We start from the raw sequence: 21,705 nt of genomic DNA, 5'->3' as shown, positions 1-21,705 counted from the left end.
CCAGGACTTTAGAGCCCCTCGCTGACGGCCCGGAAAAAGGCCAGGCAGCGCTGATCGAGCGGGTCGTCTCCCGGCGTCGGCTGCGAGGACAGCTTGGCGATCGTCACATGTCGCGAGGGATCGACATAGAGCCACTGGCCGTGGATGCCGATGCAGCAGAAGGGATCGCCGTCATAGCCCGGCTGATACCAGCAGTTGCGGTAGCGGCCGTTCGGAAAGAGCTCCAGATAATTGCCGGTCCTCCATGCCTCCCGGCCTCCGGCTGTGCGCATGTCGTCGATCCAGCGCCCCGAGACGACACCGTTTCCGCCCAGGCGGATGGCCTCGCCGAGCCGGGCGAGATCGCGCGCCGTCGCGCAAAGGCCGCCCGCACCGCGCGGCGCGCCCGCGGAATCGAGCGTGACATAGGCATCGGTTTGCGCGCCGATCTTCTGCCAGATGCGCCGCGAGACGAAATCGGCGTAGCGCTCGCCGGAAGCGCGTTCGACGATGAGGGCGAGGACGTCGGTGTTCGGCGAGGCATAACAGAACGGCCCGCCATGCGGACCATCGCCCTTCGGCAGCGACATCAACACCTCCGCGAGCGTCTCGGTCGGCTTGTCGCTGCGCTGCGGATTCCACAGCATGGCGCGGCGGTAGCGGTCGTAGTCGCCGTCGGTGTTGAGGTAACTCTCGTCGAAATCGAGGCTGACGCGCATGTCGAGCAGGTCCTGCACGCTCGCATCGCCATAGGCCGAGCCCAGCGCCTCGGGCAGGTAGCGTGCGACCGGCGCGGCCGGATCGAGCAGGCCATCTTCCTCCAGAATGCCGGCGGCCAGTCCGGTCACGGACTTGGTGATGGAAAACAGGATATGCGGTGCGGAGGGGGCGGCATGGCCGGCGGACCATTCCGCGACGACGTCGCCGTCCTTCATCGCGACGAAGACGTCGGTGAACGACTGTTCGAGAAAATCGCGAAAACCGATTTCCTCGCCATCGATCCTGGCGTTGAAGCCGGACAGCGCGCCATCACCCAAAGGCGGGTCTTCATGGCCTTTGTCACCGCATGCGATCACGGCGGTCGGCACCATCTCGCGCGTGTTCTGGAAGGAAAAGCGGGCATAGGGCAGGGTGCGCCAGTTGGCGAGACTGACGTCACGTCTCGCAAAGCCGTAGGTGTCTTCGAACGCGGTCATGATGTCCTCTCAAGCGAACGGGGGAGCGTTGCGGCTCCCCCGTCAGGATTTCTATAGCCCGGGTATCAGGACTTCAACTTGGTCCAGACGCGTTCGCGCAGGTCGCGCGATTTTTCCGAGCATTTCTGATAGGGACGCAGCCGGTCGCCATATTCCTCCGGCGTATTGACTGCCGGGTCGTTCTTCAAGTCTTCCTTGAGGAATTCGCCAGACCCTTTGATCGCATTGGAATAGCCCGTGTAGTTCGATGCGATCGCTGCGTTTTCCGGTTCCATCATCCAGTTGATGAACGCCTTTGCGTTATCCAGGTCGGGCGCGCCCTTCGGCACGGCCATCGCGTCGGTCCAAAACGTCACGCCTTCCTTGGGATAGACATAGACAGCGTCCGGCTGCTTGGCCTTCACGCGGTGAGCGGCGCCGTTCCACTGCATATGGACCGCGACCTCGCCGGCCACCATGCGGTCGATCGTGCCGTCATTGGAATAGACCTTCACATAGGGCTTCTGCCCCATCAGCAGGTCGAGGATTTTCTGGGCTTCAGCGGGGTCCTCGGTGCATTTCGAGATTCCGAGATCATATGCCGCGGCATTCCACACGTCGGACATCTCGTTGAGCATCGCGATGTTGCCCTTGAGTTCGTCGGCCGGATGGAAGATCGCGTTCCAGCTCTCCTCCATCTTGCCGCCGGGAACCTTGGAGGGCAGGTAGGTGAAGCCCGTCGTGCCCCACATATAGGGCGCCGAATAGGTCCGGTCTTCATCGCCGGCGATCGTCTGGTGCGCAGGCAGGACGTTCTTGAAATTCTCCATGTCCTTGACGTTGATCGGTTCAAGCAGCTTTTGCTCGACCATCACACCGAGCGTCGTCGTGCCCGGGAAAATCACGTCATAGCCGCCCGCGCCGGCCTGCAGCTTCGCCAGCAGGTCTTCCTCCGACGCATAGCTGTCGATGGTGACCTTGGTGCCGGTTTCCTTCTCGAACTTCTCGAGCAATTCCGGCGGGAAATAGTTCGACCAGTTGTAAAGGTGCAGTTCGCCATCGGCCGATGCGCCCGATGCTGACAACACGACCATGCCGAGCGCCGCAACGCCCGAGGCCAGTCCAGTCCATGCTGATGTCTTTCGGTATTTCATTGCAGTACTCCCTCTGCGTAAAGTTCCACGAGCATCATTGCTGCCACCGGGCTCGTTCAGTAACGGTGCTCCGATCGCCCGAGGAATAGCGAAAGCGATACCAAGGCGATGGAGATAAGCAGCATCAAGGCGGATATGGCGTTGACTTCCGGGGTGACGCCGGTGCGCACAAGGCCGAAAATGTAGATGGGAAGCGTCGTCGATCCCGCACCGCCGACGAAAAAGGTCGTTACGAAGTCGTCGAGCGAAATGATGAAGGCGAGAACGAGTCCGGAAAGGATGCCCGGCATCATGAGCGGCAGGGTGATCTTGAAGAAGGCCCGACGCGGGCTTGCATAAAGGTCTCCGGCCGCTTCGGCGAGCGCCCTGTCCATGCCTTCCAGGCGTGCGCGGATGGGCAGATAGGCGAACGGGATGCAGAACACCGTGTGCGCCAGGATGACGGTGCCAAGGCCAAGCGTGACGCCGAGGCTGGCAAAGAACATCAGCGTCGCGACCGCGGGAACGATTTCCGGCACGGTGATCGGTAGGGCGACCAGCGCATTGACGGCGGTCTGGCCGGTGAAGCGGACCTGCGCCATCCGGACGGCCGCGAGCGTCGACAGAATTGTCGCCGAGACCGCGGCGACCGAGGCGATGATGAGCGAATTCTCCGCCGCGCGCAACATCGCGTCGTTGTGGAACGCCAGCTTGTACCAATCGAGCGTGAAGCCGGTCCACACCGTGACGACGCGGTTCTCGTTGAACGACAGGGCCACCAGGATCAGGATCGGCAGATAGACATAGGCGAAGAAAAAGCCCGCGCCCAGCGCCAGTCCCGGCCAGCGCTTCGCATCGCCTGCCGCGCGCCGGCTCATTGCGTTCCTCCCGACCGGCGGGTCCGCAGTGCGTAAGCGGTCATCGCGATGAGAACAAGGGCGAGCAGGAACAGACCGAGCGCGGCGCCGAAGGGCCAGTTGCGCGCCGCGCCGAACTGGTGCCCGATCAGGTTGCCGATCATCAGCGTCTTGCCGCCGCCGAGAAGTTCGGGCGTCACATAGGAGCCGAGCGCGGGAATGAAGACCAGGATACAGCCGGCGATGATGCCGGGCTTGGCGAGCGGGAGGATGACGTGGCGCAATGCCCGCCAGCGGCCCGAATAGAGGTCGAAGGCCGCCTCGACGAGGCGCAGGTCGATCTTTTCCAGGCTCGAATAGATCGGCAGCACCATGAAGGGCAGGAAGGAATAGACCAGCCCCACCGCGACGGCGAATTCGTTGTGCAGCAGCGGCAGCGGCCTGTCGATCACGCCGAGTGACATCAGCAGCCCGTTGATGGTGCCATGGTCGCGCAGGATCAGGATCCAGGCATAGTTGCGCACCAGCAAATTGGTCCAGAACGGCAGCGTGACCATGAAAACGAGCAATGTGCGCCAGCGGAGCGGCCGGGTCGCCATGAAGAAGGCGGTCGGGAAACCGACGATCAGCGAGATGACCGTTGTCAGTGCCGACAGCCAGAACGAGCGCAGGATGATCGAGAGGTAGTTGAAGCTCCATGACAGGCTGTCGTCGAGATTGCGCTCGAACACGAAGCGCAGCCAGGCGTCGCCGGTCAGTTCGCCCCAGTGAACGCCGCCGCCGTAGCTGCGTGCCTGGATCGATATCCAGGCCATCATGGAGAGCGGGATGACCATGAGAATGACGATCGCCACCACCGCCGGGCCGATTAGCCAGATATTGGCGAGCATTGTGGAGCGGCGCCTGTTCATGAAGGGTTGTCCGCTATGACGGCCAGCGCATCGGGGGCGGCCGCCCATCCGATATCGTCGCCGGTTTGCCAGGCGGGCGCGTGGCCTTCGCTGTTCTGGGATCTGGCCAGCATCCGGTCGTCGTTCGGCAGGCGCAGGTGATAGATCGTGTCGGTGCCGTGATAGACGATGTTCTCGATCCGGCACGGGTGGCGCGCCTGCGCCGAGAGCGTGATCCGTTCCGGGCGGATGGCGAGCGTGATGTGCTGGCCGACCGCGATTTCGCCCTCACGCAAGAATTCCACCATGCCGACATCCACGATTTCCGCCTGGCAGGTCACGCCGCATTCCGTGACGATTGCATCGAGAAAGTTGATGTCCCCGATGAAGTCCGCGACGAAACGGTGTTTTGGCTGGTTGTAGATCTCGCGCGGACTGCCGATCTGCAGTATGTCGCCCTTGTTCATGACGGCGACGCGGTCCGACATGGTCAGGGCCTCCTCTTGGTCGTGCGTGACGAAGATGAAGGTGATGCCGGTCTCGGTCTGCAGGCGCTTCAGCTCGACCTGCATTTCCTTGCGCAGTTTCAGGTCGAGCGCCGAGAGTGGCTCGTCGAGCAGCAGCACCTTCGGTTTCGGCGCCAGTGCGCGGGCGAGGGCGACGCGCTGCTGCTGACCGCCGGATATCTCGCTGGTACGCCGGTCCCGCAGTTCTTCCATTTGCACCAGCCGCAGCATCTCGTTGACGGTGCTGGCGATCTCGTCGCGCGGCCGGTTCAGCATCTGCAGGCCGAAGCCGACATTCTCGCCGACCGTCATGTGCGGGAAGAGAGCGTAACTCTGGAACACCGTGTTGACCGGCCTGCGGTAGGGCGGGAGGCTGGCGATGTCTTGATCGTACAGCAGGATCTCGCCGCGGGTCGGCTCCTCGAAGCCGGCGATGCAGCGCAGCAGGGTGGTCTTGCCGCAACCAGAGGGGCCGAGGAGGGTGAAGAACTCGTTCTCGCCGATATTCGCCGAGACGTCCTTCAGTGCGAAGAAGGCGTTTGCGCCGGCTCCGAAGGACTTGCCGACATTGCGGAGTTCGATTGCGTTCTTGCTCGGCCTTGTCGCCTCGGCCCCGGGTTCAGGCATTTAACCTCACTTTCCATGAAAGATGATGTCCAACCTTGCCACGGCTCTCGTCGTCTGTCTCCGTCTATTGTCAGGTCAGTGGCGCAATAAGCTTATATGCTGGCCTAAGTCATTGCAAATCCTGCCTGATCCGATTGCAAATTGAACATACGTTCAGCAATTTCCAGCCTGGATCTAGTGCGCAATCATGACGTGCCGGACCGCCGTGTAGTCCTCCAGTGCATAGAGCGACATGTCCTTGCCGTAGCCGGATTGCTTCAGGCCGCCATGGGGCATCTCGTTGCAGAGCATGAAGTGTGTGTTGATCCAGGTGCAGCCATATTGCAGGCGGGCAGCACACTCCATCGCCCGGGAGACGTCCTTCGTCCACACGGAAGAGGCGAGGCCGTAGTCTGAATCGTTTGCCCAGGCGACCGCTTCGTCGACATCCGTGAAGCGGGTGACCGAGACGACCGGGCCAAAGACCTCGCGCCGCACGATCTCGTCGGTCTGCAATGCGCCGGCAATAACGGTCGGCTGGTAGAAGAAGCCGTTACCCTCATGCGGCTTGCCGCCGGCGGTGATCTCCATGTGATTCATGGTGGAAGCGCGCTCGACGAAGCTCGCCACCCGGTCGCGCTGGCGCTGCGAGATCAGCGGACCGATCTCGTTGACGCTGTCGTCCTCGTTTGCATATTGCAGCGTCGAGACGGCGGCGGAGAGATCGGCAACCAGCTTGTCGTGGATTTTTGGCGCGGCGTAGATGCGGCACGCGGCCGTGCAGTCCTGGCCGGCATTGTAGTAGCCGAAGGTGCGCACGCCCTCGACCACCGCGTCGATATCGGCGTCATCGAAGACGATGACGGGTGCCTTGCCGCCGAGTTCCAGATGGGTGCGTTTGACCGACTTGGCGGCGGCCTGCAGCACCTTCTTGCCGGTCGCCACGTCGCCGGTGATCGAGATCATGTTGACCTTGGGGTGGTTGATCAGCGCGTTGCCGACACTCTCGCCACGACCGAGCACGACGTTGACGACGCCCTCGGGTAGGATGTCGGCGAGTATCTTCGCCATCTTGAGCGCGGTCAGCGGCGTCTGTTCGGAGGGCTTGAAGACGACGGTGTTGCCGCCGGCGATGGCGGGCGCCAGCTTCCAGGCCATCATCATCAGCGGATAGTTCCACGGCGCAATGGAGGCGACGATGCCGATCGGATCGCGACGGATCATCGAGGTGAAGCCGGACAGATACTCGCCCGCCGCATTGCCGGGAATGCAGCGCACGGCGCCGGCGAAGAAGCGGTAGCAGTCGACGATCGCCGGGATCTCGTCATTGAGGACGGCGTTGATCGGCTTGCCGCAGTTGAGCGCTTCGAGGGCCGCGAAACCCTCGGCCTCGGCCTCGACGCGGTCGGCGATCTTCAGGAGATAACCGGAGCGTTCGGCGGGCGTCGTGCGCGACCATGTCGCAAAGGCCTTCTCGGCGGCGTCCACGGCGCGTTCGATCTGGTCGAGGCCGGCCTCGGGCAGATGCAGGACGGTCTCGCCGGTCTTCGGATTGAGGATGTTTTCTTCGGCGTCCGTGCCCTTTTCGAAACCGGCGCCGATCAGCATTTGCGTGTCCATGGGGATTCTCCCTTTCGTGGTGATCATTTGCCGCTGCCGGCGATGCGGTCGCCGTCGCGGGTGAGGTAGTAGGCTGCGAGGATCGGCAGGAAGGTGACCAGCACCACGACCATCGCCACCACATTGGTGACGGGGCGCTGGCGCGGCCGGACGAGTTCCTCGAGCATCCAGATCGGCAGGGTCGTCTGCTGTCCGGCGGTGAAGGTGGTGACGATGACCTCGTCGAAGGACAATGCGAAGGCGAGCATCCCGCCGGCCAGAAGCGCCGTTCCGATATTCGGCAGCACGACATGGCGGAAGGTCTGGAAGCCGTCGGCGCCGAGATCCATCGATGCCTCGATCAGCGATCCCGACGTGCGGCGGAAGCGCGCGACCGCGTTGTTGTAGACGACGACGACGCAGAAGGTCGCGTGGCCGAGCACGATGGTCCAGAACGAGTAGGGTATGTCGGCGAGGCTGAAGGCCGAGCGCAGCGCGATGCCGGTGATGATGCCGGGCAGGGCTATGGGCAGGATCACCAGCAGCGAGACCGTCTCGCGGCCGAAGAACTTCGTGCGCGACACGGCCGCCGCGCAGAGCGTGCCGAGGACGAGCGCCAGCGCTGTCGATATCGCCGCGACGCGCACCGACAGGCCGAGCGCCTGCCAGACGTCGGGACGGTTCCAGGTCACAGCGAGCCACTTAAGGGTCAAGCCCGGAGGCGGCCACTGGTAGCTCTTGTCTTCGGTAGTGAAGGCATAGACGAAGATCAGCAGGATCGGCAGGTGCAGGAACAAGAGCCCGCCGGCGGCGGCGATCTTCAGGCCGAGCGGGGCCTTGCCGTTGCGGTCAGAGCGCATCGAAGGCTCCCTGGCGTTTGGCCATCCAGAGATAGAGGCCCATGATGACGATCGGCACGACGGTGAAGGCGGCGGCGAGCGGGATGTTGCCGGCCGTACCCTGGTGGGCGTAGACGGCCTGGCCGATAAACAGCCGCGACGAGCCGATGATCTGCGGGATGATGTAGTCGCCGAGCGTCAGCGAGAAGGTGAAGATCGAGCCAGCGATGATGCCGGGCAGCGCCAGCGGCAGCAGCACGTGGCGAAAGGTCTGCGCCGGAGAACCGCCGAGATCGGACGAAGCTTCCAGCATCGAATCCGGAACGCGTTCGAGCGCGGCCTGGGTCGGCAGGATCATGTAGGGCAGCCAGACATAGACGAAGACGATGAAGGTGCCGGTATAGCTGACCGACAGCGAATTGCCGCCGATGACGGGGATTGAGAGCCAGGCTTCCAGCACCGGCGTCAGGTGCAGCTTGGCGAAGATCCAGGTCAGGATGCCTTCCTTGGCGAGGATCAGTTTCCAGGCGTAGATCTTGACCAGGTAGCTCGACCAAAGCGGCAGCATGGCGCCGAGATAGAAAAAGGCCTTCCATTTGCCGCGCGCGTAGCGCGCCGCGTAATAGGCGATCGGGAAGGCGACGACCGCGGAGGCGAGCGTCACGGCAGCCGCCATGGTGACGGTGCGGACGATGATGTCGAGATTGGAGGGGCGCAACAGCTCGGCATAGGTCTTCAGCGTCCACTCGTAGCGGATCAGGCCGGAAAACTCGTCGATGGAGAAGAAGCTCTGGGCGAGCAGCGCGAACAGCGAACCGAGATAGATGATGCCGAGCCAGAGCAGCGGCGGCGCGAGCATCAGCAACAGCGTCAGGCGCGGATTGCGCCACAACACGTCCGACAGCGTCCCGAACAGGCCGCCGCGTCCGGGCAGGATAACGGGTTCCGCGGCGGTCATTGCCCGTCCTCCATGAGATGGAGGTCGTCGCCGTTCCATTCGATGGCGGCCTGACTTCCGGTTGCCGGCACGGTGGCGCCCGCGGGCAGCAGCAGGGTCAGGCGCTGGCCGTCCATGTCGACGGAAAGCCTGGTCGCCGCGCCGAGATAGGAGTGGCCGAGCACGGTCGCGGCGTGGCCTCCGGCGGTGGCGAGGCGGATCGATTCCGGCCGCAGGCTCGCCCAGGCGCGTTTGCCGGCGAAGCGTTCGACGGTCTCCGGCGGAAGGATGTTGGAGGAGCCGACGAAATCGGCGACGAAACGCGAGCGCGGCGCGCGGTAGATCTCCTCGGGCGCTCCCACCTGCATGATCTTCCCCTCGTTGAAGACGGCGACGCGGTCGGCCATCGACAGGGCTTCGCCCTGATCGTGGGTGACGAAGACGAAGGTGATTCCGAGCGAGCGCTGCAGGGTTTTCAGTTCCTCCTGCATCTGCTCGCGCAGCTTCAGGTCGAGCGCGCCGAGCGGCTCGTCGAGGAGCAGCACTTTCGGCTTGTTGACGAGTGCGCGGGCGAGCGCGACGCGCTGGCGCTGGCCGCCGGAAAGTTGTCCCGGCTGGCGCGCGCCGTAGCCCGGAAGCTGCACTAGCGCGAGCGCCTCCTCGGCGGCCTTCATGCGCTCGGCCTTCGCGACGCCACGGATCATAGGGCCGTAGGCGACGTTGTCGGCGACGCTCAGATGCGGAAACAGCGCATAGTCCTGGAACACGGTGTTGACGTTGCGCCGATAGGGCGGGACGCCCTCGGCGGTTTCGCCGAAAATCTCGATATGGCCGGCGGTCGGCTGCTCGAAGCCCGCGATCAGGCGCAGGCAGGTCGTCTTGCCGGAGCCGGAAGGCCCGAGCATGGCGAAGAATTCGCCTTCCGCGATCTTCAGGTCGACGCCATCGACGGCGCGCACCGGGCCGAAGTGGCGCGAAACTTGTGAAAAGGCGACGGCGGTTTGCATGGCATGTCCTGTCGAGGCGTCCGCCGCGATTGCGGCGGACGCTGTGTTACGTTGCGAGTGAGCGTGGCGGTCAGCGGCCGCCGATGACGCCGATATAGTCGGAGACCCAGCGGTAATAGGGCACGCACTCGCCCTGGCTTGCGCATTTGGAAACCGGCGTCGTCCAGAAGGAGATCTTGTCGAAGTCCTCGAAGCCGTTGGCCTTGCAGCCTTCGTCGGTCAGCAATTCGTTGCCCGAGCAGGCGGCCGGGACCGAGGGAACCGAACCGAACCAGGCGGCGAGGTCGCCCTGCACCTTCGGCGAAAGCGAATGCTCCATCCACATATAGGCGCAGTTCGGATGCGCGGCCTCGGCATGCATCATGGTCGTGTCGGCCCAGCCGGTGGCGCCTTCCTCGGGGATCGTCGAGGCGATGGGCATGCCCTCGGATACGAGGACGTTGACCTGGAACGGCCACGAGCCGGAAGCGACGACGCCCTCGTTCTTGAAATCGTCCATCTGGATATAGGCGTCGTGCCAGTAGCGCGAGACGAGCGTGCGCTGGACGCGCAGCAGGTCGAGCGCGGCGGCGTACTGGTCCTCGTTGAGTTCGTACGGGCTCTTGATCCCGAGTTCCGGCTTGTGGAAGCGCAGGTAGTTGGCGGCGTCGGCGATGTGGATCGGGCCGTCATAGGCCTGGACGCGGCCCTTGTTGGGCTTGCCGTCCGGAAGGTCCATTTCCTCGAAGACGACGTTCCAGCTCGTCGGCGCTTCCTTGAAGACTTCGGTGTTGTACATCAGCACGTTCGGACCCCACTGGTAGGGGACGCCGTAGTGCTTGCCGTCAACCGTGTGCCAGGGCGCGTTCTGCAGCCGCTCGTCGACGGCCTTCCAGCTCGGGATGAGATCGACATTGATCTCCTGCACGCGCTTGCCGGCGACAAGGCGCAGCGAGGCGTCGCCCGAGGCGGTGACGAGGTCGAAGCCGCCTTCGTTCATCAGCGCGACCATTTCGTCGGAGGTGTTGGCGGTCTTGACGTTGACCTTGCAGCTGGTCGCCTTTTCGAATTCGGTCACCCAGTCATAGGCGGCATCGGTCTCGCCGCGCTCGATATAGCCCGGCCATGCGACGATATCGACCTGGCCTTCGCCCGGTCCGATCTCGGTCATCATGGCCTGCGCGGCGGCCTGGCCCGCGAAGCTGCAGCACAATGTCAACGCGGTGCAGGATCTAAGGATGGTTTTCATGGCGACGTCTCCCGTTTGTCGCCGCCGGAATGACGGCGTTCGCTCCGGGAAGTCAGGTTACGCGCCGGGGCGGTATTCGCAAATTCATTTATCAGAAGACCGGTATCGGAATTCCCGATACCGGATGCGATTATCGCAGCAGCCGCTGGGCCTGGGCGGTGGCGATGAAATCGCGCGCCGGGCGCGGCAGGCCCGATCCCTTGCGCCAGACGACGCCGACCTGCACGACGGGCAGCGAGCCGGAGACATCGCGGGAATCGATGCGGTCGCCTTCCAGCGACCAGGGCCGGTAGACGAGATCGGGCAGGAGGGCGACGCCCGCGCCGGTGGCGACCAGGCTGCGCACGGCCTCCACGGAGCGGGTGCGGAAGGCGACGTTGGGACGCGCGCCGAAGGCGCCAAGCAGCTTCACCGTCGCTTCCTCGATTTCGTCGACGGTGAGCATGATGATCGGTTCGGACGAGACATCGGCGAGCGAGATGCTTTCCAGTCCCGACAGCTTGTGGCCGAGCGGCAGCCAGAGCCGGTAGGGGGAGACTTCGATGATCTCGGCCTGCAACGCCATGCGGTCGCGCAGATTGGAAATGATGGTGACCGCGACGTCGAGTTCGCCACCGATTAGCAGATGCTCCAGATATTCGCCGTTGTCCTCGATCGCGGAGACGTTGACCGCCGGGTTCGCGCGGCGGTAACGCGCGAGAATATCGGAGAGGACATAGCCGGCGACCAGCGAGGTGACGCCAAGATGCAGATCGCCGCTGGCCGCGTTGTCGGTTTCCCGAAACGCCAGCCGGGCGTCGGAGACATCTGCGAGGATCGTCGTTGCGTGACGGAGAAACTGGTGGCCCTTGTGGGTGATGTTCAGCCCGCGCGGGTGGCGCTCGAAAAGGCTGACGCCGAGATCGGATTCCAGTTCCTTGATCGCTTCGGTGACCGCGGACTGCGAAATGGCAAGCGTATGCGCAGCGCCCGATACGGTGCCCTGTTCGCATACGGCGACGAAATACTGAAGCTGTCTTAGCGTGAATGCCATGAAACCTGCCGTCTAACCTGGCGGGGGAACCGTCTTCCTAGCATCTGCCGCAGCGCGAGCCACATGGCAATCCGACTCATGCCGGTCGATTGAAGCAGCTGCTCGCCAAACGGATCGCTCAGGCGCCGTCGGGCGCGACGATGACCTCGGTTCCCCATTCATCGCATTTCGCTTGGATTTCTCGACGGCAGTCGAACGTCGGGGGAGAACCGGGCGCCGCCTCAGAGTTGCGGCACGACGAGATCGGTTACGTCGCCCTCGATGTGGAGTTCGGCGCCGGTGGCCGCCTGTAAATCGTCGAAGGAGATAGCGGCCAGCTTCTCGCGAAGAACGAAATGCCCGCCCTCGATATCGACCACGGCAAGGGACGTGTAGACGCGGGTGACACATCCGACGCCGGTCAGTGGCATGGTGCAGCGCTTCAAAAGCTTCGGCTCGCCTTTTTTGGTCACGTGGTCGGTGATCACGGCGACGCGCTTCGCGCCATGGACCAGATCCATTGCACCGCCAACGGCCGGAATGCCGCCTTTGCCCGTCGACCAGTTGGCGAGATCGCCGTCCTCGGCCACCTGATAGGCTCCGAGAATCGCGACGTCGAGATGGCCGCCGCGCACCATGGCGAAGCTGTCGGCATGGTTGAAGAAGGCCGCGCCCGGCTTCAGCGTGATTGCCTTCTTGCCCGCGTTGATGAGGTCCCAGTCCTCTTCGCCCTCAGGCGGCGTTTCGCCGAAGCCGAGAACGCCGTTCTCCGTGTGGAAGATCGCCTCGCGACCTTCCGGCTGGAACCTGGCGACCATTTCCGGAAAACCGATGCCGAGGTTCACATAGGCGCCTTCCTGGATGTCCTGGGCGGCCCGCCAGGCAATCTGCTCATTCGTGAGCTTGATGATGTTCAGCGCGTCGCTCATGGATAGACGGCTCCCTCGCGGTTGAGGATCTCTTCCTGTTTCGGATCGGGGACTTCGACGACGCCATTGACGAAAATGCCCGGCGTAATGACATGCTCCGGATCGATCCCGCCCGGCGGCACGATCCCGGAAACCTGCGCGACCGTCTCCGCTGCCGCCATGGCCATCAGCGGATTGAAGTTCCGCGCGGCCATCCGGTAGGTCAGATTGCCCAGCGTGTCACCGAGCTCCGCCTTGATCAGCGCGAAATCGGCCTTCAGCCAACGCTCCTGCACATAGGGCCGGCCGTCGAATTCGGCGACCGGCTTGCCATCGGCGAGTTCGGTGCCGTAGCTCGTCGGGGTGTAGAAGGCCGGGATGCCCGCTCCGCCGGCGCGAATGCGCTCGGCGAGCGTGCCCTGCGGCACGATTTCCAGTTCGATCTTTCCGGCGAGATAGAGATCCGTGAACACCTTCGGGTCGGCCGAGCGCGGAAACGAGCAGATCAGCTTTTCCACCATGCCCTGTTCGATCAGGGCCGCGAGGCCGACACGGCCGTTGCCGGCGTTGTTGTTGATGACCGTCAGGTTCTTCGGGCCGGCGTCGATCAGCGCGTGGATCAACTCGATCGGCGCGCCGGAGCCGCCGAAGCCGCCGATCATCACCGTGGCGCCATCACCGATCGGTGCCACGGCCTCGCGCAACGAGGCGATTGTCTTGTTCATGGATTTCTCCTGTTGGGAGATGTGTTCGCCTCGTGTCATCCACACGCTGTTCCCGATGGCAAGGCAATTCGTTCGCATGTTGACATTTGTTCAATTCATGTCGAAGCCTGTGCGCATGTTGAACAAGACCGACACAATCGCTTCGCTGGCCAAGGGGCTGCGCGTTCTGGAGTGTTTCGGGGCGGAACGCCCGCGCCTTGCCATCGCTGACGTCGCCGAGATGACCGGACTGGACCGGGCCACTGCGCGGCGCTGCCTGCTGACCTTTCACACGCTCGGATACGCGGACTATGACGGCAAGTTTTTCAGCCTGACGCCGCGTGTGCTGCGCCTCGGCATGGGCGCTCTGGCCGCGCTGCCTCTGCCCCAGATCGTACAACCCTGGCTCGATCAGCTGTCCGAACAGATCGGCCAATCCTGCTCGGTTTCGATCCTCGACGGGACCGAGATCGTCTATGTCGCCCGCGCCGCCCAGAGGCGGGTCATGTCGATCGGGCTGATGCCGGGTTCGAGGCTGCCCGCCCATTGCACATCGATGGGGCGCGTGCTGCTTGCCGCATTGCCGGAAGGCGAGGCGCGGGCCGTGATCGAAGGCTCCGACCTGACACCGCGCACGCCCCGGTCGCTCACGGATCCGGAGGAGATCATGGCCGCGATCTCCGAGGTGCGCGTCAGGGGATACGCGGTAATCGACCAGGAAGTCGAACTCGGCCTGCGCTCGCTTGCCGTGCCGGTGATCAATACGCGCGGCATGGTCGTGGCGGCGCTCAATACCGGCATGGCCGCCCTGTCGGGCGAAGCAGGAGACATGGTCCGGGATTATCTCCCCGCACTCCTCAAGGTCCAGGACGGACTCCGTCGCGTGTTGAACTGACCCGGTTCGCCATGCCGTGTGACGTGGCAAGACCGGCATCCTGAACGGCTTTGAACAATCCGTATTCAATCGAGCTCTGAAAAGGAGGGAGCGGCTTGATGCCGCTACCAGATGATCTCCCGGATCGGATCGCACAGATCGACCGGTGCCGGCTCCTGCGATGCAATCGCGCCGAATTTTCCCTTGAAGAACAGCAGTGGTTCGCGATCGGGGCAAATATTGAGCGCGCGAACGTGGCCGATGAAGATCGTATGATCGCCCGCCAGGATCTCGTCCGTCACGTCCGCCACGAATATGGCCAAGGCGTCCTCGACAACCGGCAAGTCCCGTTCATCGCGAAATACATCCTGGAATCCGGGATCGGGTTTTCCGGCGAAATGCCACGCGATCTTTTCCATTCCATGAGCGAGCGTGCTGACGGCGAAGCGTCCTGTCTCGCGTATCAACGGCAGCATTTTCGCCTTCTCCGCAATGGATATCGCGATCAGAGGAGGATCGAGCGACACGGACATGAACGCGTTTGCCGTCATGCCGTGGTCGATGCCGTTTCGGCGTGTCGTGATGATGTTTACCCCGGTTCCAAACAGGCCGCAGGCATTCCGCAGTTCGCGTGCGTCGACCATGCTCATCTTGTCGTTCCTCCCAATTCAGCGTCGCGGCGGGGCATCATACCGAACCAGCCTTGAAGCTTTTCGGCCAGATCGTCGAATCCGTCGCGCCGAAGGTTCCGAATGCGCGTGCTCGAGACGATTTCGCCATCGGAACATACGACCGGCGGATGGATGCTCGTTTTGAAGAAATCGCTCAGCATGGCGGCATCTCCGGTCTGCCCGGCCCCGAAACGGAAATCATTGCCAATCCATATTTCAAGCGGATTCAAAACCGAAAAATCGCGGATGAATTCCATGGCGGACCGCTTGCGAAAGCAGTCATCGAAGCGCGAAACGACGATATGATCGGGCTGAAAGAATGAGATGCGGTCGATTTTATTGTGGATCGGGGTCAGGCAGTCGGCCCGTTTGAAGAAAACTTTCGGGGGCGGATCGAAAGTCCATATGACCGACGGCACGCCGCGGGCGCGGGCCGCCGCTATCGTTTTCCATATCAACGACTGATGACCCCGATGGACACCGTCGAAAGCCCCGATCGTCACGACGCTGGCGGAAAGCCTTGGCGGCGCTACGTCATGCGCGCGGGTTTGCTCTCCTGTGAGAAATCCTTCCATGTTTCCTCCCTGATGCCGCAGCCCCGATCAGATGGCTTGTAGGCCGGGGGAACCCCGGTCGTCGCATCGGTAAATGCGACCTTAGCGTCCGCCTTATCCGGCCCGCGATGTCTGCTGCAGTATTGCACGATACCTCCGTGCGCGGTCCGGCGGTGGCATAATGTTCATGCACGGAACTGCATCTCGAATTGCGGTTATTGGAGGATGCCGGTCAGTCAACGACGATCGGGCCGGCGCTTTGGAGGAGAGCATTAATGTTAAACAAGGTCGACAAAACGGGCATGTCCACCGACGCCTACACAGGCGCGGAATTCCTGGACAGCCTTCAGGACGGACGGGAAATCTATATCTACGGGGAGCGCGTCAAGGACGTCACCAAGCACCCGGCATTTCGCAATTCGGCGCGCATGGTCGCCCGCTGGTATGACCGGTTTCACGAGCGCAAGGACGTGATCGGGGTGGAAACCGATACCGGATCGGGCAAGCTCACCCATCCGTTCTTCCTCGGCTCGAAGACGTCGGAGGATCTGATACGTAGCCGCGACGCCATCGCCGATCTGCAGCAGGTTTCCTATGGCTGGATGGGCCGTTCACCCGATTACAAGGCCGCATTTCTCGGCACGCTTGGTGCCAATTCCGGATTCTACGGCGAATATGCCGGCAACGCCAAGGCCTGGTATTCCAAGACCCAGGAGCGGCTGGATTACTGGAACCATGCAATCGTCAACCCGCCCATCGATCGTGATCGCGCCATCGAGGACGTTCGCGACGTTTTCATGCATGTCGAAAAAGAGACGGACGCGGGCATCGTTGTGTCGGGAGCAAAGGTCGTCGCCACCGGCTCGGCTCTGACCCATTACAATTTCATCGCCCATTACGGCATTCCCATCAAGGACAAGTCCTTCGCGCTGATCTTCACCGCGCCGATGGATGCCGAGGGCGTGAAGCTGATCGCCCGCTCGTCCTACGAATTCAACGCGGCCGCCACCGGTTCGCCCTTCGACTATCCGCTTTCGAGCCGGCTTGACGAAAACGATTCGATTCTCGTTTTCGACAAGGTGCTGATCCCTTGGGAGAACGTCTTCATTTATGGCGACGTCGAGAAGATCAACGCTTTCTTCCCGGCGTCGGGGTTCATTCCGCGCTTCACCCTGCACGGATTGACGCGCCTGGCGGTCAAGCTCGACTTCATCGCCGGCCTGTTCTCGATGGCGGTGGAAGCGACCGGCGCCAAGGATTTCCGCGGCGTGCAGACCGCGGTCGGTGAAGTCATCGCCTGGCGAAACCTGTTTCACGGGCTCTCCGACGCGATGGTGAAATCGCCGGTCCCCTGGGACGGAACCGACGGCTACAACCTGCCGAATCTTTCCTACGGCCTAGCCTATCGGGTTCTTGCGCCGATGGCCTATCCGCGCATCAAGGAATTGATCGAGCGCCATGTCGCTTCCGGCCTGATCTATCTGCCGTCGAGCTCTGCCGATTTCCAGAGCGAGGCGATCCGCCCGTATCTTGATCGTTTCGTGCGCGGCTCCAATGGCTATGTGGCGGTCGACCGGGTGAAGCTGCTCAAGCTGCTGTGGGACGCCATTGGAACGGAATTCGGCGGGCGTCATGAGCTCTATGAGCGCAACTATGCCGGCAATCACGAAAACATCCGGATCGAAACGCTCCTCGCCGCATCGGCGACCGGCGAACTGCAGATGATGCAGGACATGGTTAGCCGGTGCATGGGCGAATACGACCTGAAAGGTTGGACTGGCACAGACCTCATCAATCCGGACGATATCAATCTTATCACTCGCGGAATGGTGCAGTAACGCCACTGACCGAAGACAGCGAAAGGGGCGCCGTTGCAGAACGGCGCCCCTTTTTCGCGATGTTCGAGTATCACGCAATACACCTTGCGGCATGGCGTTTGGGCGGCGAATGCCCCGATAATTTCACCCATCGAAATGGGAGGAAATAGCATGAGTTCTCGCAAGAATCTCATGTCGCGCCGTAATGTCCTGAGGGCTGCGGGTGCGACAGGAGCCATGGCCGCCATTGGCGGCTTTCCGATGCCGGCCATAGCCAGGCCGAAGACGATCAAGATCGGATTCGTCACACCCGAGACCGGCCCGCTGGCGATTTTCGCCGAGCCCGACCGCTTCGTTCTCGAGCAGTTCAAGGCGACCATCGGCGACGGCGTCATGATCAACGGCGCGAAACATCCGGTCGAATTCGTCGTCAAGGACAGCCAGTCGAATTCCAACCGCGCGTCTTCGGTCGCGCAGGAGCTGATCCTGTCCGACGAGGTCGACATCATCACCGCCACCTCGACACCCGACACGACCAATCCGGTCGCCGACCAGGCCGAACTGAACGGCGTACCCTGCGTTACCAACGACACGCCCTGGCAGCCGCATTTCTTCGGTCGACAGGGCGATCCGGCGGTCGGCTTCGAATGGACCTATCATTTCTTCTGGGGGCTGGAAGACGTGATCTCGACCTTCACGGGTTTATGGAGCCATCTCGACGCCGACAAGGTCGTGGGCGCGCTGTGGCCGAACGATCCGGACGGAAACGCCTGGGGCGATCCGAAAGTCGGCTTCCCGCCGGTGCTGGACAAACTCGGCTATCAACTCGTCGATCCCGGCCGGTTCCAGTCGATGACCGACGATTTCTCGGCCCAGATCTCGGCCTTCAAGAGCGCCGGGGTGGACATCGTGACCGGCGTGGTGATCCCGCCGGACCTGACGACCTTCTGGAACCAGGCCGCGCAGCAGGACTTCCATCCGAAGGCCGTCACCGTCGCCAAGGCGTCGGAGTTCCCGCAGGCGATGGCCGCGCTCGGCGAGCGCGCAGACGGGCTGTCGGTGGAAGTGTGGTGGTCGCCGCACCATCCGTTCTCGTCCGGCGCGACGGGGCAGACATCTGCCGAACTGGCGGCGGCCTACGAGGCGGCGACCGGCAATCCGTGGACGATGCCGCTCGGCTTCAAGCATTCGCTGTTCGAGGTCGCGCTCGACGCGCTCAGGCGCACCGAGGATCCGACCGATCCGGCAAGCATCCGCGACGCCATCGCGGCGACGTCCTACGATTCCGTCGTCGGAAGGATCGACTTCTCCAAGGGGCCGGTGCCCAACATCGCCAAGACGCCGCTGGTCGGCGGTCAATGGTCGATGGCCGGCGGCAAGCCGGTGCTCGAGATCGTGGAGAATTCCGATCATCCGGATATTCCGACCACCGCCGAAATGAGGCCCATCGGGTAATTGCGCTGCCGGTCGGGCGTTCAGCGTCCGACCGGGCTTTTGCGGGCGTAGCGTTTGACGATGTCGAAGAAGTTCATGACATGCGGCGAGCGGTTGTCGAGCCGGGCGTGCACGGTCAGCGAGGTGCCGGGATTGTTGCCGGTATATTTGCGGTAGCAGACACCGGCACGCTGGCTGCGCGACACCGATTCCGGGACAAGCGACAATCCGACGCCGACGGAAACAAGGCTGATCGCCGTCTGGTAATCCTGCGCCAGAACCACGTCTTTCGGCTCGAAACCCTCGCCGCGGCAGGTGTCCAGGACGTGGTCGGCGAAACTCGGCCGCGGGCGGCGCGGATAGAGCACGAAAGTCTCGTCCTTGAGGTCCTTCAGATGCAGCGGGCGGTCGTTGTTGAGACGCGAATTGTCCGGGATCGCCAGGATGAGCGGCTCGTGATCGAGCAGTTCGCTTCTGAACTCCTCGTCGTCGAGCGAGGGCCGAGCGACGGCGATGTCGATCTCGCGCTGGATCAGCGCGCGCTTCTGTTCGGCGTTGTTCATCGCCGACAGCGACAGGTCGACGTCGGGGAAGTGCGAGCGGTAGGACTTGATCAGGTTCGGCAGCGGACCGTGCGTGGCGGATCCGACGAAGGCGATGCGCAGGCGCCCGGCGCCACCCGACCCGATGACGCGGACCTCGCGATAGGCCGCGTCGAGGCGGTCGAGGATCTCGCGGGCGCGCTCAAGAAGGACTTCGCCCGCCTGGGTCAGCCGGATCTGGCTGCGGCTGCGGTCGAACAGCAGAACGCCGAGGTCCTTTTCCAGTTGCGATATCTGGCGCGACAACGGCGGCTGGGCCATGTCGAGACGCGCGGCCGCGCGGCCGAAATGCCGCTCCTCGGCGACCGCAACGAAGTATTTGAGCCGCTTGAATTCCATCTGGTCCGGACGTCAGGCCGCCCGCATCCTCTCCAGCGCATCTGCGAAATAGGGACGGAAGGCCATGGGGTGTTCACTCATCGGAAAATGCCCAAGTTCCCGCATGACCGCAAGCGTCGCGCCGGGAATGGCGTCCGCGGTCCTTTTGGCGTCTTCGGGCGTGCAGGTGAGATCGTATTCACCGCACAGGATGTGGACCGGCGTTTTCGCCGTGTCGATGCCGCCGAGCTTGCCGACGAGGCTGTCGTCCCTGGTGTAGAAACTCAGATCGCCGCGAAAGACGCCCGGGCCCGATTGCATGAACATCCACTGTGTGTTCCAGCGCTCGGCATTGGGCGCCTGCGGCGCGATATTCGCCGAGACCAGCGCCGCGCCCATCTCGCCGCCATGCGCGTCGGGGCGATGGAACCAGTCGATGTCGTACCAGGCCGGCTGGAAATCGGACGCTTCGATGGCGATGAAGCCGGAAAACATCTCCGGCTTGTGCAACGCCAGCTGCAGCGCGATCCGTCCGCCCATGGAGCAGCCGGCCAGGACCGGTTTTTCCAGACCGAGCGCCGCGCAAAAGGCGAGCACTGTCTGCATGTAGGTTTCGGTGGTCAGCAGGTATTCCGCCGTCTCGAAGCTTTCGGGCGGCAGCGACTTGCCGTGCCAGGGCATGTCGAAGGCGATGATGCGGTGGTTTTCGGTGAAATCCTCGTCGCCGAGGATGAAGCGCCATTGGCGGTTGTCGGCTCCGGCGGTGTGCAGGCAGACCACGGGCGTCCCCTGGCCGTTTTCCTCGAAGTAGATGCGCTGCGCGACGCCGCCGATATCGAGGTTAACATAGCGCCCCGTGATGGCTTCGATATGCCCCGTCATGCTGCGTCTCCGCGCGCCAGGGCCATGAACTCCTTGAAGAAACGCAGATTGCGCACAAGCCGCAATATGTCGCCCTCGATGCGGGCGCGGCCGATCTTCACAAGTCCGAAAATGTCGTGGAAGCCGGGCGCGGGCAGGGGCTTCCAGAATTCCTCAAGCGCTTGCGCGTCGGTGCGCAACGCGAATTGCCAGGGGATCTTGCGGCTCGGACCCTGCTCGATGCGTTCCAGCGCGCCGCGGTGGAAATGCAGGTAATAGTCGCGCCCGTCGACCTCGAACAGAACCGTGTCGGAGAACAAGGCGCCGAGGCGTTTCAGATGGGGCTTGCCGGCAAGCGCCGCCTGCATCGCCTCGAGCCGTGACATCATGTCGCCAGCGCACATGATCAGCCCTTTCTGGAAAATGCCCGGATGCGCTCCGGATCGGGCTCGACGCCGAGACCGGGCCCTTCCGGCAGATGCACCCGGTAGTCGCGATAGACGAGGCTCCGGGTCGCCAGGTCGTCGATCAGGATCTTCGGGCCGAAATGTTCGGTCCCCCATTCGAGCGCGGGCAATGTGGCGAAACAGGCGAGATGCGCGGCCGCGCCGATGCTGCTTTCCAGCAGGCATCCGCCATAAAGTTCAAGTCCGCCGGCGGATGCGATTGCCGCGATCCGTTTCACCGCGAACAGTCCGCCCGACTTGACCAGTTTCAGGGACAGCACGGATCCCGCGCCGGCGGAGACGCCGCGCAACGCTTCCTCGGGGGTGAAGACCGCTTCGTCGAGCATCAGCGGGACGCGAGTGCGTTGTGCCACGCGCGCCATCGTCTCGAGCTTGCCGGCGGGGAGCGGCTGTTCCACCAGATCGACGCCGAGTTCTTCCAGCGCCGGCATCCAGCGTATGCAGGTCGCTTCCGACCAGCCCTGGTTGACGTCGGCGATCAGCATCGTCCCGTCGCCGATCCCGGACCGCACGGCCTGCAGTCGCGCGATATCCCTGGCCGGCTCGTCGAATCCGATTTTGATCTTGAAGCGGTTGAACTCGCCGGCCGCGATCTTTTCGCGCGCTTCTTCGACTTCCTGGGCCGGATCGCCTGAAGCGAGCGCCCAGATGACCGGAAAGCTGGCGCGGACTTCGCCGCCGAGAAGGGCCGTGGCCGGCAGATCGAGCGTCTTGCCGGCGGCGTCGA

Annotated in this window: 22 protein-coding genes; 3 read left to right on the top strand and 19 right to left on the bottom strand. The window is 63.2% G+C overall.

Annotated elements, in window-relative coordinates; all coding sequences use genetic code 11:
• Positions 1-8: 8 nt before the first annotated feature.
• The 13 genes from IG169_RS08295 to IG169_RS08235 all read right to left on the bottom strand — a co-directional run bounded on the left by IG169_RS08295 (position 9) and on the right by IG169_RS08235 (position 13,401).
• Complete coding sequence (locus IG169_RS08295) at positions 9-1,175, bottom strand: serine hydrolase domain-containing protein (RefSeq protein ID WP_193175722.1); 1,167 nt, start codon at positions 1,173-1,175, stop codon at positions 9-11.
• A 65-nt stretch (positions 1,176-1,240) separates the two neighbouring features.
• Complete coding sequence (locus tag IG169_RS08290; protein ID WP_193175721.1) at positions 1,241-2,308, bottom strand: extracellular solute-binding protein; 1,068 nt, start codon at positions 2,306-2,308, stop codon at positions 1,241-1,243.
• 56 nt (positions 2,309-2,364) lie between these two features.
• Complete coding sequence (locus IG169_RS08285) at positions 2,365-3,165, bottom strand: ABC transporter permease (protein WP_193175720.1); 801 nt, start codon at positions 3,163-3,165, stop codon at positions 2,365-2,367.
• Complete coding sequence (locus tag IG169_RS08280) at positions 3,162-4,055, bottom strand: ABC transporter permease (RefSeq protein ID WP_193175719.1); 894 nt, start codon at positions 4,053-4,055, stop codon at positions 3,162-3,164. Before IG169_RS08280 ends, IG169_RS08285 begins: the two co-directional genes overlap by 4 nt.
• On the bottom strand, positions 4,052-5,167 hold the full coding sequence (locus tag IG169_RS08275; protein ID WP_193175718.1) for an ABC transporter ATP-binding protein: 1,116 nt from the start codon (positions 5,165-5,167) through the stop codon (positions 4,052-4,054). Before IG169_RS08275 ends, IG169_RS08280 begins: the two co-directional genes overlap by 4 nt.
• Positions 5,168-5,341: 174 nt before the next feature.
• Positions 5,342-6,766, bottom strand: coding sequence for a gamma-aminobutyraldehyde dehydrogenase (locus IG169_RS08270; protein WP_193175717.1), 1,425 nt, complete (start codon positions 6,764-6,766; stop codon positions 5,342-5,344).
• 23 nt (positions 6,767-6,789) lie between these two features.
• The gene (locus IG169_RS08265) at positions 6,790-7,605 is read right to left on the bottom strand and encodes an ABC transporter permease (RefSeq protein ID WP_193175716.1); all 816 of its coding nucleotides are present in this window, start codon (positions 7,603-7,605) and stop codon (positions 6,790-6,792) included.
• Positions 7,595-8,542 (bottom strand): ABC transporter permease, encoded by a 948-nt coding sequence (locus IG169_RS08260; RefSeq protein WP_193175715.1) that lies wholly within the window; start codon positions 8,540-8,542, stop codon positions 7,595-7,597. Before IG169_RS08260 ends, IG169_RS08265 begins: the two co-directional genes overlap by 11 nt.
• Positions 8,539-9,528: an ABC transporter ATP-binding protein gene (locus IG169_RS08255; RefSeq protein ID WP_193175714.1), complete on the bottom strand. Its 990-nt coding sequence runs from the start codon at positions 9,526-9,528 to the stop codon at positions 8,539-8,541. Before IG169_RS08255 ends, IG169_RS08260 begins: the two co-directional genes overlap by 4 nt.
• 70 nt (positions 9,529-9,598) lie before the next feature.
• Positions 9,599-10,756 carry an ABC transporter substrate-binding protein gene (locus IG169_RS08250; protein ID WP_193175713.1) on the bottom strand — a complete coding sequence of 386 codons (1,158 nt, stop codon included), beginning with the start codon at positions 10,754-10,756 and terminating at the stop codon, positions 9,599-9,601.
• A 130-nt stretch (positions 10,757-10,886) separates the two neighbouring features.
• Entirely contained in the window at positions 10,887-11,789 is a 903-nt protein-coding gene (locus IG169_RS08245) for a LysR family transcriptional regulator (protein ID WP_193175712.1), read from the bottom strand.
• 221 nt (positions 11,790-12,010) lie between these two features.
• Positions 12,011-12,697 (bottom strand): 3-oxoacid CoA-transferase subunit B, encoded by a 687-nt coding sequence (locus tag IG169_RS08240; protein WP_193175711.1) that lies wholly within the window; start codon positions 12,695-12,697, stop codon positions 12,011-12,013.
• Positions 12,694-13,401 carry a 3-oxoacid CoA-transferase subunit A gene (locus tag IG169_RS08235; protein WP_193175710.1) on the bottom strand — a complete coding sequence of 236 codons (708 nt, stop codon included), beginning with the start codon at positions 13,399-13,401 and terminating at the stop codon, positions 12,694-12,696. The genes IG169_RS08240 and IG169_RS08235 overlap by 4 nt, the downstream gene beginning before the upstream one ends.
• A 115-nt stretch (positions 13,402-13,516) precedes the next feature.
• Here IG169_RS08235 and IG169_RS08230 point away from each other — a divergent pair, with 115 nt between their 5' ends.
• Complete coding sequence (locus IG169_RS08230; protein WP_193175709.1) at positions 13,517-14,275, top strand: IclR family transcriptional regulator; 759 nt, start codon at positions 13,517-13,519, stop codon at positions 14,273-14,275.
• 104 nt (positions 14,276-14,379) lie between these two features.
• On the opposite strand, the gene IG169_RS08225 is transcribed toward IG169_RS08230, so the two are convergent.
• Positions 14,380-14,904 carry a flavin reductase family protein gene (locus IG169_RS08225; protein WP_193175708.1) on the bottom strand — a complete coding sequence of 175 codons (525 nt, stop codon included), beginning with the start codon at positions 14,902-14,904 and terminating at the stop codon, positions 14,380-14,382.
• The gene (locus IG169_RS08220) at positions 14,901-15,500 is read right to left on the bottom strand and encodes an FAD synthetase family protein (protein WP_193175707.1); all 600 of its coding nucleotides are present in this window, start codon (positions 15,498-15,500) and stop codon (positions 14,901-14,903) included. Before IG169_RS08220 ends, IG169_RS08225 begins: the two co-directional genes overlap by 4 nt.
• 254 nt (positions 15,501-15,754) lie before the next feature.
• Here IG169_RS08220 and IG169_RS08215 point away from each other — a divergent pair, with 254 nt between their 5' ends.
• Together IG169_RS08215 and IG169_RS08210 are read left to right on the top strand one after the other, a co-directional pair.
• Positions 15,755-17,317: a 4-hydroxyphenylacetate 3-hydroxylase N-terminal domain-containing protein gene (locus tag IG169_RS08215; protein WP_246717250.1), complete on the top strand. Its 1,563-nt coding sequence runs from the start codon at positions 15,755-15,757 to the stop codon at positions 17,315-17,317.
• A gap of 150 nt (positions 17,318-17,467) precedes the next feature.
• The gene (locus IG169_RS08210) at positions 17,468-18,751 is read left to right on the top strand and encodes an ABC transporter substrate-binding protein (protein ID WP_193175706.1); all 1,284 of its coding nucleotides are present in this window, start codon (positions 17,468-17,470) and stop codon (positions 18,749-18,751) included.
• 20 nt (positions 18,752-18,771) lie between these two features.
• Here the strand turns inward: IG169_RS08210 and IG169_RS08205 are convergent, their stop codons facing one another.
• The 4 genes from IG169_RS08205 to IG169_RS08190 form a co-directional block, all read right to left on the bottom strand.
• On the bottom strand, positions 18,772-19,671 hold the full coding sequence (locus IG169_RS08205; protein WP_193175705.1) for a LysR family transcriptional regulator: 900 nt from the start codon (positions 19,669-19,671) through the stop codon (positions 18,772-18,774).
• A gap of 12 nt (positions 19,672-19,683) precedes the next feature.
• Entirely contained in the window at positions 19,684-20,532 is an 849-nt protein-coding gene (locus IG169_RS08200) for an alpha/beta fold hydrolase (RefSeq protein WP_193175704.1), read from the bottom strand.
• A complete protein-coding gene (locus IG169_RS08195; RefSeq protein ID WP_246717249.1) occupies positions 20,529-20,915 on the bottom strand; it encodes a hypothetical protein in 387 nt (128 codons plus the stop codon). The genes IG169_RS08200 and IG169_RS08195 overlap by 4 nt, the downstream gene beginning before the upstream one ends.
• A gap of 2 nt (positions 20,916-20,917) precedes the next feature.
• A partial coding sequence (locus IG169_RS08190) for an enolase C-terminal domain-like protein (RefSeq protein WP_193175703.1) occupies positions 20,918-21,705 on the bottom strand: 788 nt, incomplete at its 5' end.

This window comes from Oricola nitratireducens (genome assembly GCF_014904745.1).
GTDB classification, from domain to species: domain Bacteria; phylum Pseudomonadota; class Alphaproteobacteria; order Rhizobiales; family Rhizobiaceae; genus Oricola; species Oricola nitratireducens.
The sequence above is the reverse complement of the archived record's forward strand: the minus strand, read 5'-3'. Positions and strand labels throughout refer to the sequence as shown.

Bases quoted from the DNA above. Each gene is read 5' to 3' on its own strand.
- IG169_RS08295 (WP_193175722.1), bottom strand. From the start codon at position 1,175: ATGACCGCGTTCGAAGACACCTACGGCTTTGCGAGACGTGACGTCAGT.
- IG169_RS08290 (WP_193175721.1), bottom strand. From the start codon at position 2,308: ATGAAATACCGAAAGACATCAGCATGGACTGGACTGGCCTCGGGCGTT.
- IG169_RS08285 (WP_193175720.1), bottom strand. From the start codon at position 3,165: ATGAGCCGGCGCGCGGCAGGCGATGCGAAGCGCTGGCCGGGACTGGCG.
- IG169_RS08280 (WP_193175719.1), bottom strand. From the start codon at position 4,055: ATGAACAGGCGCCGCTCCACAATGCTCGCCAATATCTGGCTAATCGGC.
- IG169_RS08275 (WP_193175718.1), bottom strand. From the start codon at position 5,167: ATGCCTGAACCCGGGGCCGAGGCGACAAGGCCGAGCAAGAACGCAATC.
- IG169_RS08270 (WP_193175717.1), bottom strand. From the start codon at position 6,766: ATGGACACGCAAATGCTGATCGGCGCCGGTTTCGAAAAGGGCACGGAC.
- IG169_RS08265 (WP_193175716.1), bottom strand. From the start codon at position 7,605: ATGCGCTCTGACCGCAACGGCAAGGCCCCGCTCGGCCTGAAGATCGCC.
- IG169_RS08260 (WP_193175715.1), bottom strand. From the start codon at position 8,542: ATGACCGCCGCGGAACCCGTTATCCTGCCCGGACGCGGCGGCCTGTTC.
- IG169_RS08255 (WP_193175714.1), bottom strand. From the start codon at position 9,528: ATGCAAACCGCCGTCGCCTTTTCACAAGTTTCGCGCCACTTCGGCCCG.
- IG169_RS08250 (WP_193175713.1), bottom strand. From the start codon at position 10,756: ATGAAAACCATCCTTAGATCCTGCACCGCGTTGACATTGTGCTGCAGC.
- IG169_RS08245 (WP_193175712.1), bottom strand. From the start codon at position 11,789: ATGGCATTCACGCTAAGACAGCTTCAGTATTTCGTCGCCGTATGCGAA.
- IG169_RS08240 (WP_193175711.1), bottom strand. From the start codon at position 12,697: ATGAGCGACGCGCTGAACATCATCAAGCTCACGAATGAGCAGATTGCC.
- IG169_RS08235 (WP_193175710.1), bottom strand. From the start codon at position 13,401: ATGAACAAGACAATCGCCTCGTTGCGCGAGGCCGTGGCACCGATCGGT.
- IG169_RS08230 (WP_193175709.1), top strand. From the start codon at position 13,517: ATGTTGAACAAGACCGACACAATCGCTTCGCTGGCCAAGGGGCTGCGC.
- IG169_RS08225 (WP_193175708.1), bottom strand. From the start codon at position 14,904: ATGAGCATGGTCGACGCACGCGAACTGCGGAATGCCTGCGGCCTGTTT.
- IG169_RS08220 (WP_193175707.1), bottom strand. From the start codon at position 15,500: ATGGAAGGATTTCTCACAGGAGAGCAAACCCGCGCGCATGACGTAGCG.
- IG169_RS08215 (WP_246717250.1), top strand. From the start codon at position 15,755: ATGTTAAACAAGGTCGACAAAACGGGCATGTCCACCGACGCCTACACA.
- IG169_RS08210 (WP_193175706.1), top strand. From the start codon at position 17,468: ATGAGTTCTCGCAAGAATCTCATGTCGCGCCGTAATGTCCTGAGGGCT.
- IG169_RS08205 (WP_193175705.1), bottom strand. From the start codon at position 19,671: ATGGAATTCAAGCGGCTCAAATACTTCGTTGCGGTCGCCGAGGAGCGG.
- IG169_RS08200 (WP_193175704.1), bottom strand. From the start codon at position 20,532: ATGACGGGGCATATCGAAGCCATCACGGGGCGCTATGTTAACCTCGAT.
- IG169_RS08195 (WP_246717249.1), bottom strand. From the start codon at position 20,915: ATGTGCGCTGGCGACATGATGTCACGGCTCGAGGCGATGCAGGCGGCG.